Source organism: Pseudomonas sp. IT-P44 (assembly GCF_949768225.1).
GTDB lineage: Bacteria > Pseudomonadota > Gammaproteobacteria > Pseudomonadales > Pseudomonadaceae > Aquipseudomonas > Aquipseudomonas migulae.
The window spans coordinates 26,971-42,241 of sequence record NZ_CATKQM010000038.1 but is presented as its reverse complement, the minus strand read 5'-3'; the positions used below and the strand labels follow the sequence as shown (position 1 = coordinate 42,241).

Genomic DNA, 15,271 nt, shown 5'->3' with positions numbered 1-15,271 from the left:
TGAATTTCAACTGTGGGAGCGAGACCGGCTTGCCGGCGATGGCGGCATCAGCAGCACCGAAAATATCCCGGCTGGCTTCACAGTGTTAGGCTCAACCCCGAATCCTGCGCTCTGTGAAGGAAGGTTTATGTTGAAGGTTCTCGCTCTGCTGACACTCCTGGCGTCCGCCGCCGTCCACGCTGAAACCCCGCTGCACACCGATCTGCCGCTCAAATACCTGGAGCAGGTCAACCCCGAATCGGTCAATCAACCCCTGGTGATTTTCCTCCACGGCTACGGCAGTAACGAGCAGGACCTGTTCGGTATCAAGGATGAATTGCCCGCCCGATACAACTACCTGTCGGTGCGCGCACCGATGGTCATGGAGGAGGGCAGCTATCAGTGGTTTCGCAAGAAGGGTGAAGGTGCCTACAACGGCGAAACGGATGACCTGAAGGCCAGCGGCCCGGTGTTGCTGGATTTCGTCGCACAGGCTGCGAAGAAATATCACACAGTACCGAACAAGGTTTTCCTGGTGGGCTTCAGCCAGGGCGCGATCATGTCTTACGAGGTCGCGCTGCGTCATCCCGAGGCCGTGGGCGGGATCGCGGCGTTGAGCGGGCGGATCTTGCCGGTGCTCAAGTCCGAGCTCAAACCCGATGAAAAACTTCAGAAACTGGCGATTTTCATCGGGCATGGCACGGCAGACAAACGCCTTCCTTTCAACGACGGCACCGAGGCGAACAGCCTGTTGCAGAGCCTGTCACTCAAGCCTGAATTTCATGCATATCCAGGCGTTGGCCACAACATCAGTGCCGCCGAAATGCAGGATTTGAGCGCCTGGTTGCAGCACCTCAACCCCTGAGCCTTACTTGCCGCTGACGATCTGTTTAACCAGCGCTTCGTGGCCGGCATTGTCGCTGAGGCGGGAAATCACCTTTACCAGCGCCATGCGCGTGCCCGAGGCGGCCATCAGCGTGGTATCGAGGGTCTTGCCGCCGCCCTGGGTGGCGATGCTGTCGATCTCCCGCAGACCGAGGCCGGTGCCTTTCTGGGTCAGGCTTTTCTCACTGAGCTTGGTGAAATCCGGCAGTGCCTTGGCTTGTTGAGTGGCGAAGTCGGACGCCGTGGTATCGAGGAACTCACCGTCGTTGTCCTTGGCGTTGACGCCACCAGGAATGGTGTTTTCAGCGGCAATCACTACGGTTTTCGTGGTTGCGTTGGTGTACATGGTGCCACTCGCACCGGTCGCGTCCGCCGGCAGCGGGTTGGCAACGAAGCCCTTGGGCAGGTTGAATTTGAACTTTCCGCCCAGCATCGAGACGTTCTGCGCGGGCGCTGTCTCTTTAGCCGCCTGTGCATTCAAAGCCCCCAGGCTGGCAACTGCTGCCAGCAGCAGGACAACGGCTTTTTTACTCAACAGTGACATTCAAAATCTCCAGGGTGGTCTCGCGGTGGGGGCGATCATCCCATGGAGGTCGTGGAGCATTCCAGTGTGGGCTAACGGGTGGTCGGGTTCTGGTGAGCGAAAAGCTTTTGAACCTCGCGTTTACGGCGAATCAACGTATTTACGAAGGCTTGTTTAACCGCGCTCAGCGTTACTTCATGAAAGCTACAACACCTTGCGTCGTTGCCTACAGGTACGTAAGAATCCGCCGGCTTGTGCGCTTTTGGGGTGGGTTCTATTGTTTTCCGGTCGCTGAAAACACAGTGATCGGGTTTGGTAGACCCTCAGCATCGACGCATAGCGTCACCTTGTTCGGCCCTTTCTCAGGGCTGCGTTTTATGGTGGCCATGCGCAGGGCTCCTTCGGGGGCGCCGGTTCCGATGCCCGGTCTACCAACCTTCGTATGGCCGCCACCCTCCGTTTGGTAGCGAGAGGTTGATGGCTCCTTCTAAGTAGCATCGGAGCTCCATCTATGCCCAAACCAACACCCAATCCCCCCAGCCCGGACCTGTCCGCTTCAGCCCAAAGCGCTGACCAAGAAAAGCTCGAAGAGACCATCAAACTCGCCCTCGACTTCTACGCCAATCCTGCCGCGCACATTGCCCTGATCAACGCCACGCCAAGGCAACTCGACAGCATGTTCAGCGTCAACCCGGAACTCGATGTCCAGACCCTGCTCAGCCATGCGTGCGAGTCGCTGGCATCGGCCAATGTCATGGCCATGGACCTGGCGGATCATATGGAGGGGACCCGTCGCAATTCGCTGTTGGGCATTGCGCAAGTCATCATGCTTGGGGAGCTGGCGGTGAACCAGGCGCTGGATAAACTCGACGCCGCCGAGTAATAGGGATGCCCGTGGTGAGAGGCTGGCCCTCACCACGGGGATTACGCTGTTACACGTCGCGGCGCACCGGGTAGCTCTCGATCACGTCCAGAAACTCGATCCGACGGTCGCTGGCCAACAGCTCCGGCAACAGCTTTTCGTAGTCCTGGCGATACGGCTTGCTCAGGTGACGGGTGATGAAGTCTTCCTTGCTGCAGTTCCAGGTTTCGTAGAGCACCAGAGTGTTCGGCTCGTCCTGCAACTGGTGGACCCAGGTGTTGACGAAGTCCGGCTCGGCCGACATCTGGTGCACCACGTCCAGCAGGCGCTCCTTTGTTTCGGCGAAGCGTTCCGGTTTGGCTGGCAGGTAAACGATAAACGCGACTTGATCACTCATTTCATCACCTTCGCATGCGGGGGAATGGATTACTGCGCCTGGTTCTGCGGGAACAGATTGCGACGGGTTTCTTCGTCGAATTCCGCTTTCAGTACCAGCTTCTCTTTGAGGCCGTGAGCACGTACGGCCGCCGGGCGAGCGCTGATTTCATCGAACAGGCGCTTGACGTTCGGGTACGCCGCCAAACCGTTTTCGCCGAGGATGTACGGCGCGTAGTTGGCCCAGCCCCACAGCGCCATGTCGGCGATGCTGTAGGTGTCGCCGGCCAGGTATTGATGGTCGGCCAGGCGCTGATCGAGCACGCGGTAATGACGCTCGACTTCCTTGAGGTAACGGTTTTTTGCGTAGGCCAGGTCTTCCGGGGCGTGGTGCAGGAAGTGCACCGCCTGGCCGGAAAACGGCGACAGGCCGGTGGCGATGAACATCAGCCACGACAGCAGTTCGGCCTGGCCGGCAACGGAGGTCGGCAGGAAGCGCTGATGTTTTTGCGCGAGGTGCAACAGGATCGCCTGGGAGTCGAACACGGTGGCGTCGCCATCGACCAGCGCTGGCACTTTGGCGTTCGGGTTGATCGCCAGAAAGGCTGGCTGGTGTTGCTCGCCCTTGAAGGTGTCGACGCCGATCAATTCGTACGGCGTTTGCAGTTCTTCGAGCAGCAGGGCGACTTTCATCGGGTTTGGCGAAGGGTGGAAAAAGAATTTCATGGTGTAGGCCTCAGTCAGTGGTTGGTCAGGAACTGAGGCTGATAGTGGGCGAAACCCGTTCGATTGACGTACGGGGTTGTTGTTCTACTCGTTCGAAATAGTTGAACGGGTTGCGGGCGTTGCCACCGGTTTGGCCAACAGGCGCCGGGTGACGCCGAGCATGGCGACCGACACCGCGACGCCCAGGCCAAAAGCCTTCAGGCCCATGCCCGGCAAGTTCAGCGCCAGGACCAGGCAGAACGCGCTGAACGAATACATGCCGGTGGCCGTGGCGCGCAACAAGGCGGCGGTAAACGCCGGGCCACGGGTTTGCTGGGAAAACACCGCCATCACGCTGCCCAGCACCGGGAACACCGCGAGCAGGCCGCTCCAGCGTTCGCCGACGGTGCTGGCGAGCCAGGTGACCGCGAGAGTGAGAAGGGCGCCGGCAATCATGCGCAGCAGCAATTTGTCGGACTTCGGTGCCGGGCCGGAGACGATCGGCTGCACCTTGGGAAACAGGTAAGGCGCCGCCAGCAGCGCGGTCGCGGCGGCGATCACCGAGAACACCAGGGACGGTGGAATCACCGACAGCACCACCGCCGCTGTCGCCCAGACCAGCAGCGAAACCGTCAGCGCCCAAGGCCATCCCGCGCGTTGGGCGACCTGGGCGTAGGTTACGCAGAAGGCAATCATCGCGAACATCGCGGATAACGCAGCGGTCGCCGATTGCGCGGCAAACACTTCGCCTTGTTCGATGGCGAGGAAAAACAGAATCGGCCCGACCACCACCGGCAACCCCGATAGCCAACCGGCGACACTCGGGCCCCAGCGTTTGCCCGCGAGGGAGATCAGTAAGAGAAACCCGGGAATGACCAGCAGTTTGAGCAGCAGCACGTAGGCGCCTCCGACCTGAGTGAAGCGGCAACGTTAGCATTGCGACAAGTAGATTGCTCTAAGGATTGGCTGTTTTTGTATACAAAGTTGAAAGCTTGTACAGCAACACTTTATGCGTATAAGTAACAGAACCCATACGCGCTGAATCGAGCCGATCATGACCCGACCACGATCACCTCTGCGACATACCCTGTGGCTGTTGGTATTACTGGGCAACCACGCGTTGGCCAATTGGCAGGAGTCTTTGCCTGGCGCCCAAATCGTTGGTACCGGCGAGTTCCGGATGTTCGGTTTCGATATCTACAACGCTCGTCTGTGGAGCGCCGCGCAGCCATTTGCGAGCGACCAGCCGTTCGCCCTGGAGCTGATTTATCAGCGCAGGATTTCCCGGGACGATCTGGTCCAGGCCAGCGTCGAAGAAATCAAACGACTGTCGGGCGCATCGGTGAGTGCCGGGCAACTCGCGGCATGGCAGGCGCAGATGCAGCAGGCGTTTGTCGATGTGCAGGCCGGGACCCGACTCATCGGGGTTTACTTGCCGGGGCAGGGCGCGCGCTTTTTTGTCGGCCCGCAGTTGCAGTACGAGGTGACGGACCCGGTGTTCGCCCGGGCATTTTTTGATATCTGGCTCGACCCGCGCACGAGCAATCCCGGGTTGCGGGAACAGTTGTTGGGTATTGCCAAGCCTTGATCATCACCCGCCGTTGCTTTTGCCTTTGTAGGAGCAGCCGGTCGACGCTCGATTGCTCGCGATGGCAGCACCTCGGTGGTCCAGACGTTCCGCGTCATCGTTTATCGCGAGCAAGCTTGCTCCTACAAAAGCAAAGGCCGCAGCGGCGATCTTTGCGTTTTGTCGGTACACCGAAAAGCGCGAAACGTCTAAGCTGCGCCCTCCCGCCTGTTTTCTGGAATGTTTGCGTGAAATTCAGTTTGCCCAAAGTCGCCACTGCGCCGTTTTGTCCGCCGGAAGTGGCGGGCAGCGTTGCCGTTGACCCTCGCGCGTCATTTTTCAAGCGTGCCCTGCGTTTCGCCGGCCCGGGCTTGCTGGTGTCCATCGGCTACATGGACCCGGGCAACTGGGCCACCGCCATCGAGGCCGGTTCGCGGTTTGGTTACAGCCTGTTGTTTGTGGTGTTGCTTGCCAGTCTGGCGGGGATGGTGGTGCAGTGTTTGTGCTCGCGCCTGGGCATTGCCACCGGGCGCGATCTGGCGCAGTTGTCCCGCGAGCGCTACAGCACGCGGACCGCTCGGACCCAATGGGTGCTGGCGGAAATCTCAATCATCGCCACCGACCTCGCCGAAGTGCTCGGCTGTGCGCTGGCGTTCCATCTGCTGTTGGGCTGTTCGCTGAGCGTCGGCATCGCCCTCACAGCGTTCGATACGCTGCTGGTGCTGGCCCTGCAGAACCGTGGCTTCCGCCGACTGGAGGCGATCATGCTGGTGCTGGTGAGCACCATCGGTGTGTGTTTCTTCGTTGAATTGTTGTTGATCAAGCCTTACTGGCCGGACGTCGCACGGGGTTTCACGCCGTCACTGTCGGCCATCGGCGATGCGGCGCCGCTGTACCTGGCCATCGGGATTCTCGGGGCCACGGTCATGCCGCATAACTTGTACCTGCACACCTCGATCGTACAGACCCGGATGATCGGCAAGGACCTGGCCAGCAAGCAGGACGCGGTGAAACTGGCGCGCATCGACACCATCGGTTCCCTGGCGCTGGCGCTGCTGGTGAACGCGGCGATCCTGATCCTCGCGGCCGCGGCCTTCCACAAGACCGGACACACCGATGTGGTGGACATTCAGGACGCCTATCACTTGCTCGACCCGCTGGTGGGCGGCGCGTTGGCCAGCGTGCTGTTTGGCGTCGCGTTGCTGGCGTCCGGTCAGAGTTCGACGTTCACCGGCACCATCGCCGGGCAAGTGATCATGGAGGGTTACCTCAACCTGCGGATTCCCTGCTGGCAACGGCGCTTGATTACCCGGGGGCTGGCGTTGATCCCGGCGTTTATCGGTGTGTGGCTGATGGGGGATAACGCGATTGGCAAGCTGCTGGTGTTGAGTCAGGTGGTGCTGAGTTTGCAGTTGCCGTTTGCGTTGTATCCGTTGATTCGCATGACCAATGATCACAAGTTGATGGGGCCGTTTGTGAATCGATTGCCGACGTGGGTGTTGGCGTGGGGGTTGTTTGCGGTGATCAGTGGGGCGAATAGTTGGTTGATTCTGCGGTTTTTTGGGTGACTTTTCGGCCGCCATCGCCAGCAAGCCGGCTCCTACAGGTTCACCATGTCCTTGTAGGAGCCGGCTTGCTGGCGATGAACGATGACGCGGTCTACTGCTGAAACGCCTCAACCACAAAATCGATAAACACCCGGGTCTTGGCCGGCATCAGCGTCCGGCTCGGGTAATACAACGAGATCGGTCCCGCATCGGCGTGCCAGTCCGGCAGCAGGCGCACCAGTTCCCCGCGCTCGATGTTCGCTGCCACATCCGGCAATACCAGCAGCGTCACCCCCAGGCCCAGGAGCGCTGCCTCACGCATGGCGGCTGGATCGTTGAGCACGATGTTTTCGGTCAGACCGGCGCTCTCTTCATGGCCCGCTCGATCGTGCATCACCCACTGACGAATCCGCCCGGTACGAATGCCGCGCATCACAATGCCGGTGTGTCCGATCAGGTCGGCCGGCGTACGCGGCAGCGTGCGTCCTGCCAGGTAGGCCGGTGAGGCCACCGCGACGATATCCGCCGCCGCCAATGTCCGTGAGATGACCCCTGGCGTGAGTTCGAAGCCGCCGCCGATGGCCGCGTCATAGCCTTCAGCAATCAAATCCACCTGGCGATTTTCGAAGTGCCATTCCGGGCGAATCAACGGATAACGCGCCAGGAACTGCGGCAACAACGGCAGCACATGACCGATGCCAAACGTCGGCGCCAGGCTGACCTTGAGCACACCGGCCGGCTCCCCGCGATCGCTGCTCACGGCACTGATCGCCGCTTGCAACGCCTCCAGGTTGCCGCCGATGCTGGCCAGAAAACCCTCGCCGGCTTCAGTGAGCGACAGCTTGCGGGTCGAACGCTGGAACAACCGCACACCCATATTGCGTTCCAGCATCGCCACGTTGCGGCTGACCGCGGCGGGTGTCAGCGCCAGCAAACGTGCCGCGGCGGAAAAACTGCCCGTTTCAGCGCTGCGTACAAAAGATTCGAGGTTGGCGAGGGTTTCCACGGCTGGCACCTGCTATGAATGCTTGAAAATCATTCAAGTCATTACCCGCTAATCAAGGGCTAATGACAAGCGCAGTATTCACGCCAACGACAACCCCTTGGAGTGAATCACCATGAGTACTATCGGCATCATCGGCGCTGGCGCCATTGGTTCAGCGTTTGCCAGAGCCTTGTCCCGTCAGGGCATCGAAGTGGTCATCGCCAACAGTCGTGGTCCGGAGACCTTGGCCGCCCTGGTGGCGGAGCTCGGCCCGACGGCGCGCGCCGGCACCCGTGAAGAAGCGGCCGCCCAGCCAATCGTTCTGGTGGCGGTCAACTGGTCGAAGTTGCCGACAGCACTCGCTGGTCTGCCGGACTTCGGCGGGCGGATCGTGATCGACGCCAATAACTCGATTGAGGCGCCGTCGTTCAAGGCGGTGGATTTGCACGGCCGTACGTCCAGCGAAGTGTTCGCTGAATGGGTGCCGGGGGCGAGGGTGGTGAAGGCGTTCAATCACCTGGCGGCGCGCTTGCTGGAGAGTGATCCGGCGGCGGAGGGCGGTCAGCGGGTGCTGTTTGTGTCGGGCGATGATGCCGAGGCGAAAGCTCAGGTGGTTGCATTGACCGAGCGCTTGGGCTTCTTCGGGATTGATCTTGGGGAGTTGAGTGTCGGCGCGCGGTTGGCGCAGTTTCCGGGTGGGCCGTTGCCAGTGTTGAACCTCGTGAAGTTCGCCTGACACGGTTTGCGGCAATAAACGCAAATCCTGTAGGAGCCGGCTTGCCGGCGATGGCGGTGTGTCAGACGACATCAATGTTGAATGTTGCACCGCCATCGCCAGCAAGCCGGCTCCTACAGGGGTGTTGCCGGATGGCGCGGATCTTCGTGGGTCCCCGCGCCGTCCGTTGAACGCGTTAAGCCCGTTCGATCGCCAGTGCCACGCCCTGACCACCACCGATGCACAGGGTGGCGAGGCCTTTCTTGGCGTCGCGCTTGATCATTTCATGCAGCAAAGTCACCAGCACGCGGCAGCCCGATGCACCGATCGGGTGGCCCAGCGCAATGGCGCCGCCGTTGACGTTGACCTTGTTCAAGTCCCATTCCAGGTCCTTGGCCACCGCCAGGGATTGCGCGGCGAAGGCTTCGTTGGCTTCGATCAGGTCCAGTTGGTCGATGGACCAGCCGGCCTTGCTCAGGCAACGGCGAGTGGCCGACACCGGGCCGATGCCCATGATCGCCGGGTCCACGCCCGCGTTGGCGTAAGCCGCGATTTTTGCCAGCACCGGCAGGCCCAGGGCCTTGGCTTTGTCCGCGCTCATCAGGATCACGGCGGCGGCGCCGTCGTTCAGCGACGAAGCGTTACCGGCGGTCACCGAACCGTCCTTCTTGAAGGCCGGTTTCAGTTTGCCCAGGGCTTCGGCGGTGGTGCCGGCGCGTGGCTGTTCGTCGGTGGCGAAGGACAGCGGATCGCCCTTGCGCTGCGGAATCAGGATCGGCGTGATCTCATCGGCAAAACGCCCGGCTTCGATGGCGGCCGTGGCTTTCTGCTGCGAGGCCGCAGCGAAGGCGTCCTGTTGCTCACGAGTCAGGCTGTACTTTTCAGCCAGGTTCTCGGCGGTGATGCCCATGTGGTAATCGTTGAACGCATCCCACAGTCCGTCGCTGATCATGGTGTCGACGATTTGCGCGTGCCCCATGCGCAGACCGGTTCGCGCACCGGGCATGACGTAGTTGGACAGGCTCATGTTTTCCTGGCCGCCGGCAATGATCACCTCGGCGTCGCCGCAGCGAATCGCCTGGGTGGCCAGGTGCAGGGCCTTGAGGCCCGAGCCGCAGACCTTGTTCAGGGTCATGGCCGGCACGGTGAACGGCAGGCCCGCCTTGATCGCGGACTGACGCGCAGGGTTTTGCCCGGCGCCGGCGGTCAACACCTGGCCCATGATCACTTCATCGACTTCCGCCGGGTTCAGGCCGGTTTGCGTCAGCAACTGACGGATCACCGCAGCACCGAGGTCTACGGCGGACACATTGGCCAGCGAGCCCTGGAAGCTGCCGATGGCAGTACGGGTGGCGGCGACAATGACGACTTCTTGCATGGAATGATTCCTCACTGGGCAGCGAACTGCATTTCCGGAACGTGGTCCGGCACGATCAGTTTACCGGCAGTCTTGGCGACGATCTCTTCGACGCTGACGCCCGGCGCACGCTCTTTGAGAATGAACGCGCCGTTTTCGATTTCAAGATACGCAAGGTCGGTCAGTACGCGCTTGATGCAACCGGCACCGGTCAGCGGCAGGCTGCATTGGGACAGCAGCTTGGACTCACCGTCCTTGGACGCGTGGGTCATGATAACGATGATGTTGTCGGCGCCGGCCACCAGGTCCATCGCGCCGCCCATGCCCTTGACCAGCTTGCCAGGGATCATCCACGAGGCGATGTTGCCTTGTACGTCGACTTCAAAGGCGCCCAGCACGGTCAGGTCGACATGACCCCCGCGAATCATCGCGAAGGACTCGGCGGAGGAAAAGATCGACGCGCCGGTACGCGCGGTCACGGTTTGCTTGCCGGCATTGATCATGTCGGCATCGATGGTTTCTTCAGTAGGAAAAGGACCCATGCCGAGCAGGCCGTTTTCCGACTGCAGCATGACTTCCATGCCTTCGGGAATGTAGTTGGCGACGAGGGTCGGAATGCCGATGCCCAGGTTCACGTAGAAGCCGTCCTGCATTTCGCGGGCGACGCGTTGAGCCATTTGTTCGCGGGAAAGTGCCATTGTTGTTATTCCTTCATTCGGTCCGGGGGCAGGGGATCACTTACGCACGGTGCGCTGTTCGATGCGCTTCTCGAACGTGCCGCAAATGACCCGGTCGACGTAGATGCCAGGGGTGTGGATCTGCGCCGGGTCCAGCTCGCCGGGTTCGACGATTTCTTCGACTTCGACCACGGTGATCTTGCCGGCGGTGGCGGCCAGCGGGTTGAAGTTCTGGGCGGTGTGGCGGTAGATGACGTTGCCGAAATGGTCGGCTTTCCAGCCTTTGACGATGGCGAAGTCACCGGTGATGGATTCTTCCATCAGGTACTTGCGACCGTGGAATTCGCGCACTTCCTTGCCTTCGGCGACCGGGGTGCCGACGCCAGTAGCCGTGAAGAACGCCGGGATGCCGGCGCCGCCCGCGCGCATTTTTTCGGCGAGGGTGCCTTGGGGCGTCAGGACGACTTCGATTTCGCCTTTCAACAGTTGGTCTTCGAACAGCTTGTTTTCGCCAACGTAGGAGGCCACTACTTTTTTGATCTGCCGGTCTTCCAGCAACACGCCAAGACCGAAACCGTCGACGCCGCAGTTGTTGGAAACCACGGTCAGGTCACGGGTGCCTTTGCGCTTGATCTCGGCGATCAGGTTTTCCGGAATGCCGCACAGGCCGAAGCCGCCAGCGATTACGGTCATGCCGTCTTCAAGACCTGCCAGAGCTTCCTCGTAGGAACTCACGCGCTTGTCGAAACCTGCCATATGCACCTCTTTTATTCTTTGTGGGCGGCTGGCTAGCCGTATGGGATGGAGTGTCGCGCTGGAGGATTTATTTGTTAAGTTGATTTTTAAGGTTGATTGATAGATAAAACTCACCAATAAATCCTGTAGGAGCATGGCTTGCCCGCGATGACGATCTCCAGGACGCCATCGCGGGCAAGCCATGCTCCTACAGAAAGCACCTGCGCTCATTACTGGAGCAGTTAGCCTATGACAGTCAAGCAGATCAGGGCTTTTTTAGCCGTGGCCCAGAGTCTGAGCTTTGCCGTCGCCTGCGAACGATTGCACCTGTCGCAATCGGCGCTGAGCCTGACCATCAAGGCGCTGGAGGAGGGCCTGGGCGGGCGGCTGTTTACCCGCAACACGCGTAACGTGGCGCTGACGCCCGAGGGTGAGTCGCTGGTGCCGTTGGCCCGCCGATTGATCGCGGACTGGGACAATGTCGAGGACGAACTGCGCCAGCGTTTTACCCTGCAGCGCGGGCGCATCACGCTGGCGGCGATGCCGTCGTTTGCCGGGAACCTGCTGCCGCCGATCCTCAAGACGTTTCGCGCGCGCTATCCCAAGGTCAACGTCACGGTGAATGACGTGATCAACGAGCAGGTGCTGGAAATGGTGCGCGATCGGCAGGTCGAGTTGGGCGTAGCGTTTGAACCGACGCAAAGTTCGTCGCTGCAATTCACGCCGTTGTACCGGGACCGGTTTGTGGCGGTGGTGCCGTTTGATTCGCCTTTTTCAGAGCGCGAAGACATTGATTGGCAGACGTTGCTTGAAGAGCCTTTCATTACCTTGCAGCGACCGTCGACAGTGCGGGTGATGCTGGAGGAGCACTTGCAAACGCGGGGGATGAAGTTGCCGGTGGAGTTTGAAAGCCATCAGTTGGCAACAGTCGGGAGAATGGTCGCCAGCGGCCTGGGGGTGAGCGCGGTGCCGGCGTTGTGTGCCGGGCAGATGCGCGAGTTGGGCGCGCGGTGCATTACCCTGCGTGACCCGGTGGTGGAACGGGCGATCGGGGTGTTGACCAAGCCTGGGGTGGAGTTGTCGGCGGCGGCGCAGGCGTTGTTCGATATTCTCAAGGAAGAACACTTCGACCAACGCCTTGCCCTGTGAAACCGCTCGGTTCTACTTTTTAGCGGCCGACAACGGTGGGGTTCGAGGCGGGATCAGGCGCTTGGTTCCCGTCGACTCGAATGCCGAGGCGAAGCGCAGCAGCGTCGAATCGTCGTAGGCGCGACCGGCAAACGTCAGGCCGACGGGCATGCCGATGTCCGGCATCACGCCCATCGGTACGGTGACCGTTGGCACACCCAAATGCCGGATGGCGAGGTTGCCGTTGGCCACCCAGATGCCGTTGCTCCAGGCGATGTCCGCAGCGGCCGGGTCGACATCGGCATTCGCCGGCGCAACGTCGGCCACTGTCGGGAACAGCACCGCATCGAGCCCCAGCCGATCCATCCAGTCTTCCAGGTCGATTCGACGGGTTTTTTCCAGCCCGCGCAAGCCATCAGACACTGTGGAGATCTGATCCCACGGGGTGATGCCGCGCTCGGCCATCCGCACGTATTCGTCCATGCCAGCGACCAAGTCGCCCTCGCGGTTGGGCAGGGTTCCCGGGTCGTGCGGGAATATCAGCGGCCCGTCGACATCGACCAGACGGTTCAATTTCGGATCGCCGTTGGCCTGCAGGAAATCATCGAATGCCCAGGCCGTCAGGTCCCACAACTCATGATGCAGGAACTCTTTCGACACCAGGCCTCGGGTAAACACCGTCGGCGCACCCGGACGATCACCCTCGCAATTGGAGACCAGCGGGAAGTCGACTTCAATCACTTCGGCGCCCGCCGCTTCAAGTGCCTTGCGGGCCTCTTCCCAGAGCCCGATCACCGATGGACGCGTGTTGATGCGCTGCCCCGTCGGCCCACCGATGCCCGGTGCGTCGCTCGTGCCCGCGTCGGGATCGGCGTTGATGTACATGCGCGGAACGCCGAGGCGTTTGCCGGCCAGTGCATCGGTGTTCGCCGCAAGTTCGGCATAGGACGCCGGGCGCACCGAGGCGACGCTCGGAATCGGCACCCAGGGTTGCAGCCGCCACAGATCGCCACGGGTGTCGGGATCTTCCGCCACCACCACGTCGAGCACTTCAAGCAGGTCGGCCATGGTTCTGGCGAAGGGCACGACGACGTCCATGGTCGGCGTCAGCGGCCAGTTGCCGCGCACCGAGATCACCCCGCGCGACGGCGTGTAGGCGCACAAACCGTTGTTCGAGGCCGGACCGCGACCGCTCGACCAGGTTTCTTCCGCGAGACCGAAGGCCGCGAAACTGGCGGCGGTCGCCGTCCCGGCGCCATTCGACGAACCCGAGGCGAAAGGGGCGGTGAGGTAGTCAGCGTTGTACGGGCTTTCGGCACGGCCGTAGACCCCGCGCTGCATGCCGCCGTTCGCCATCGGCGGCATGTTGGTTTTGCCCAGGCAGATCGCACCCGTGGCGCGAAGCCGTTCAATGGTGAACGCATCGCGATAGGCAATCAGGTGGGCGAAAGCGGGGCTGCCAGAGGCGGCGGTCAGCCCTTTGACCAGATAACTGTCTTTGGCGGTATAGGGAATGCCATCGAGCGGCCCCAGCGTTTGACCTTTGGCCCGACGGGCATCGGACGCCCGCGCTTCATTGAGCGCCTCGGGATTGCGCACCACCACGGCGTTGAGCGCGGTGGCGGTGTCCGGGCCATCGTAGGCATCGATCCGGGCCAGGTAAGCCTGCACCAGTTCGACGGCGGTGGTCTGCCCGGATTCGAGCGCCGCGCGCAGTTCGGTAATGGACACTTCAGTGACTTCGATCATGCGCTTACCACCGGCTGCTGAGGGGTGACGGGTTGAATGTTTCCATCACGCGGGAGCGTTGGCTCAGGGGCATCACTTTTCTCAAAATGGGTTCTCATATCCGTTCTCGTTGCACTGCATTACGCGACAGCGTGCTATTTAACACCAAGTTGGGCCAGATAGAGTTGTCGATACGCGTCAACCAGTTGATCCAGGGTGAAAGCGCGATTGCGGCCACTGGGGTTGGGCAAGACCCAGACCGAGGCGTTGCCGAACGTTTGCGACTGAAGCCCCCAGGCCACGTTGCGCTGGCCGGATAACGCGCCATAGGCGGCCTTGCCGAGAAAAGCCACACAGCGTGGCGCATAGTGCGCGATCTTCTGTTCGAACTGCGCAGCGGCGGCGATGAATTCATCCACCGACAACTGATCCGCGCGCGCCGTTGGCCGCTCAACCACGGCCGTTAAACCACAGTGATACTGCACGATTGTCCGGTCATCTTCCGGGCGAACTTCCTGCGGCGTAAAACCGGCCAGATGAAGGGTGCGCCAGAAGCGATTGCTACGGCCCGCAAAATGGTGCCCTTGGGCGGCGGCCATCATGCCGGGGTTAATGCCGCAAAAAACCACCGCCAGATGCTTGGCCAGCCTGTCTTCGAGTCTGTTGCCCGTCATGACGTCGCTCAACCGCAGATCACATTGACCGCATTGCGTGCCAGCCCGGTCAGTTCCGCCCGGGATTTGCCCGCCCGCGCACGGATGGAAATGCTGTGCAGCAGGGAGGAGGCGAGCACGGCGAGGGCCGCAGCATCGACATCGTCCTTGAGCTCTCCTTTATCAATGGCCACGCGCAGACGCGCTTCGAGGTCGGCATCCAGTCGGCTGAGTCGATCCGACAGTACATCGCGAATTTCCGGATCTTCGACGGCTTCGGTGGTCGCCGTGCCAATCGCAAAGCAACCACGGGGTTGGCCGTCACCCGAGAAGTAGATCGATAACTGCCCCTCGTAAAACTGCATCAATGCCTGGCGCAACGTCAGCTCTTCGCTCGTCAGCGCCTCGTGCATGGCGGCGGCGGCGAACTCCCAATACTGCTCAAGCGCTTTGATATAGAGCGCGTGCTTGTCACCGAACGCGGCGTACAGGCTTGGCCGGTTCATCCCGGCTGCGCTGGCGATGCTGTCCAGAGACGCACCGGAATAGCCGGTGTTCCAAAACACACCGAGCGCTTGTTGCAAGGCGGTCTGCGGGTCATAGGCGCGAGGACGGCCGCGTCCTTTGCCCTCGGTAGTTTTATTTTGTGCCATGTCGTACAAAATCCTTGAGTCTGGGGGTGGCGTGGCTATATTCTTACACCATCGCACAAAATTAAGGAACCAGAAATTCCTTGCTTGCGGGTTTGTTGTAGCGGAGCTCGATCGGGGTATTGCGGCTACGAAACAGGTGCGGCGGAGCGATCCTCCCGACCGCACACGGTAAGGCGCTGTTCCAGTGGGTGTTAGCC

17 protein-coding genes are annotated in these 15,271 nt (G+C 61.2%); 6 read left to right on the top strand and 11 right to left on the bottom strand.

What is annotated here, in order from left to right:
* The first annotated feature begins 127 nt into the window (after positions 1-127).
* Entirely contained in the window at positions 128-844 is a 717-nt protein-coding gene (locus tag ACM6IO_RS20370) for an alpha/beta hydrolase (RefSeq protein WP_414912105.1), read from the top strand.
* 3 nt (positions 845-847) lie between these two features.
* Here the strand turns inward: ACM6IO_RS20370 and ACM6IO_RS20365 are convergent, their stop codons facing one another.
* Positions 848-1,408, bottom strand: a complete 561-nt coding sequence (locus ACM6IO_RS20365; protein WP_192228759.1) for a hypothetical protein — start codon at positions 1,406-1,408, stop codon at positions 848-850.
* A 490-nt stretch (positions 1,409-1,898) separates the two neighbouring features.
* On the opposite strand from ACM6IO_RS20365, the gene ACM6IO_RS20360 reads away from it, so the two are divergent.
* Positions 1,899-2,270, top strand: a complete 372-nt coding sequence (locus ACM6IO_RS20360; RefSeq protein ID WP_192228760.1) for a DUF6124 family protein — start codon at positions 1,899-1,901, stop codon at positions 2,268-2,270.
* Between the two features lie 49 nt (positions 2,271-2,319).
* Here the strand turns inward: ACM6IO_RS20360 and ACM6IO_RS20355 are convergent, their stop codons facing one another.
* The 3 genes from ACM6IO_RS20355 to ACM6IO_RS20345 form a co-directional block, all read right to left on the bottom strand.
* Positions 2,320-2,646 carry a putative quinol monooxygenase gene (locus ACM6IO_RS20355; protein ID WP_192418420.1) on the bottom strand — a complete coding sequence of 109 codons (327 nt, stop codon included), beginning with the start codon at positions 2,644-2,646 and terminating at the stop codon, positions 2,320-2,322.
* Between the two features lie 29 nt (positions 2,647-2,675).
* A complete protein-coding gene (locus ACM6IO_RS20350; RefSeq protein WP_008026724.1) occupies positions 2,676-3,350 on the bottom strand; it encodes a glutathione S-transferase family protein in 675 nt (224 codons plus the stop codon).
* 84 nt (positions 3,351-3,434) lie between these two features.
* Entirely contained in the window at positions 3,435-4,226 is a 792-nt protein-coding gene (locus ACM6IO_RS20345) for a hypothetical protein (protein ID WP_414912104.1), read from the bottom strand.
* Between the two features lie 157 nt (positions 4,227-4,383).
* On the opposite strand from ACM6IO_RS20345, the gene ACM6IO_RS20340 reads away from it, so the two are divergent.
* Entirely contained in the window at positions 4,384-4,917 is a 534-nt protein-coding gene (locus ACM6IO_RS20340) for a chalcone isomerase family protein (RefSeq protein ID WP_414912103.1), read from the top strand.
* A gap of 227 nt (positions 4,918-5,144) precedes the next feature.
* Positions 5,145-6,464, top strand: coding sequence for an Nramp family divalent metal transporter (locus ACM6IO_RS20335; RefSeq protein WP_414912102.1), 1,320 nt, complete (start codon positions 5,145-5,147; stop codon positions 6,462-6,464).
* Positions 6,465-6,555: 91 nt separating this feature from the next.
* Here the strand turns inward: ACM6IO_RS20335 and ACM6IO_RS20330 are convergent, their stop codons facing one another.
* Positions 6,556-7,449 carry a LysR family transcriptional regulator gene (locus ACM6IO_RS20330; RefSeq protein WP_414912101.1) on the bottom strand — a complete coding sequence of 298 codons (894 nt, stop codon included), beginning with the start codon at positions 7,447-7,449 and terminating at the stop codon, positions 6,556-6,558.
* 112 nt (positions 7,450-7,561) lie between these two features.
* Here ACM6IO_RS20330 and ACM6IO_RS20325 point away from each other — a divergent pair, with 112 nt between their 5' ends.
* Positions 7,562-8,164 carry an NADPH-dependent F420 reductase gene (locus tag ACM6IO_RS20325; RefSeq protein WP_414912100.1) on the top strand — a complete coding sequence of 201 codons (603 nt, stop codon included), beginning with the start codon at positions 7,562-7,564 and terminating at the stop codon, positions 8,162-8,164.
* Positions 8,165-8,339: 175 nt separating this feature from the next.
* Here ACM6IO_RS20325 and ACM6IO_RS20320 read toward each other — a convergent pair whose 3' ends face one another.
* Genes ACM6IO_RS20320 through ACM6IO_RS20310 form a run of 3 tightly spaced genes read right to left on the bottom strand, consistent with a single transcriptional unit; the run spans position 8,340 to position 10,933 of the window.
* Positions 8,340-9,521: an acetyl-CoA C-acetyltransferase gene (locus ACM6IO_RS20320; protein WP_207286150.1), complete on the bottom strand. Its 1,182-nt coding sequence runs from the start codon at positions 9,519-9,521 to the stop codon at positions 8,340-8,342.
* An 11-nt stretch (positions 9,522-9,532) separates the two neighbouring features.
* Positions 9,533-10,198, bottom strand: a complete 666-nt coding sequence (locus tag ACM6IO_RS20315; protein ID WP_008026717.1) for a CoA transferase subunit B — start codon at positions 10,196-10,198, stop codon at positions 9,533-9,535.
* Positions 10,199-10,234: 36 nt separating this feature from the next.
* Entirely contained in the window at positions 10,235-10,933 is a 699-nt protein-coding gene (locus ACM6IO_RS20310; protein WP_008026716.1) for a CoA transferase subunit A, read from the bottom strand.
* A 228-nt stretch (positions 10,934-11,161) separates the two neighbouring features.
* Here ACM6IO_RS20310 and ACM6IO_RS20305 point away from each other — a divergent pair, with 228 nt between their 5' ends.
* Positions 11,162-12,061, top strand: coding sequence for a LysR substrate-binding domain-containing protein (locus ACM6IO_RS20305; RefSeq protein WP_414912099.1), 900 nt, complete (start codon positions 11,162-11,164; stop codon positions 12,059-12,061).
* A gap of 12 nt (positions 12,062-12,073) precedes the next feature.
* Here the strand turns inward: ACM6IO_RS20305 and ACM6IO_RS20300 are convergent, their stop codons facing one another.
* From ACM6IO_RS20300 to ACM6IO_RS20290, 3 genes are all read right to left on the bottom strand, one after another.
* Positions 12,074-13,789 (bottom strand): amidase, encoded by a 1,716-nt coding sequence (locus ACM6IO_RS20300; protein ID WP_414912098.1) that lies wholly within the window; start codon positions 13,787-13,789, stop codon positions 12,074-12,076.
* Positions 13,790-13,923: 134 nt separating this feature from the next.
* Positions 13,924-14,442 (bottom strand): G/U mismatch-specific DNA glycosylase, encoded by a 519-nt coding sequence (gene mug, locus ACM6IO_RS20295; protein WP_008044967.1) that lies wholly within the window; start codon positions 14,440-14,442, stop codon positions 13,924-13,926.
* An 8-nt stretch (positions 14,443-14,450) separates the two neighbouring features.
* The gene (locus ACM6IO_RS20290; protein WP_207286147.1) at positions 14,451-15,074 is read right to left on the bottom strand and encodes a TetR/AcrR family transcriptional regulator; all 624 of its coding nucleotides are present in this window, start codon (positions 15,072-15,074) and stop codon (positions 14,451-14,453) included.
* Positions 15,075-15,271 lie beyond the last annotated feature (197 nt).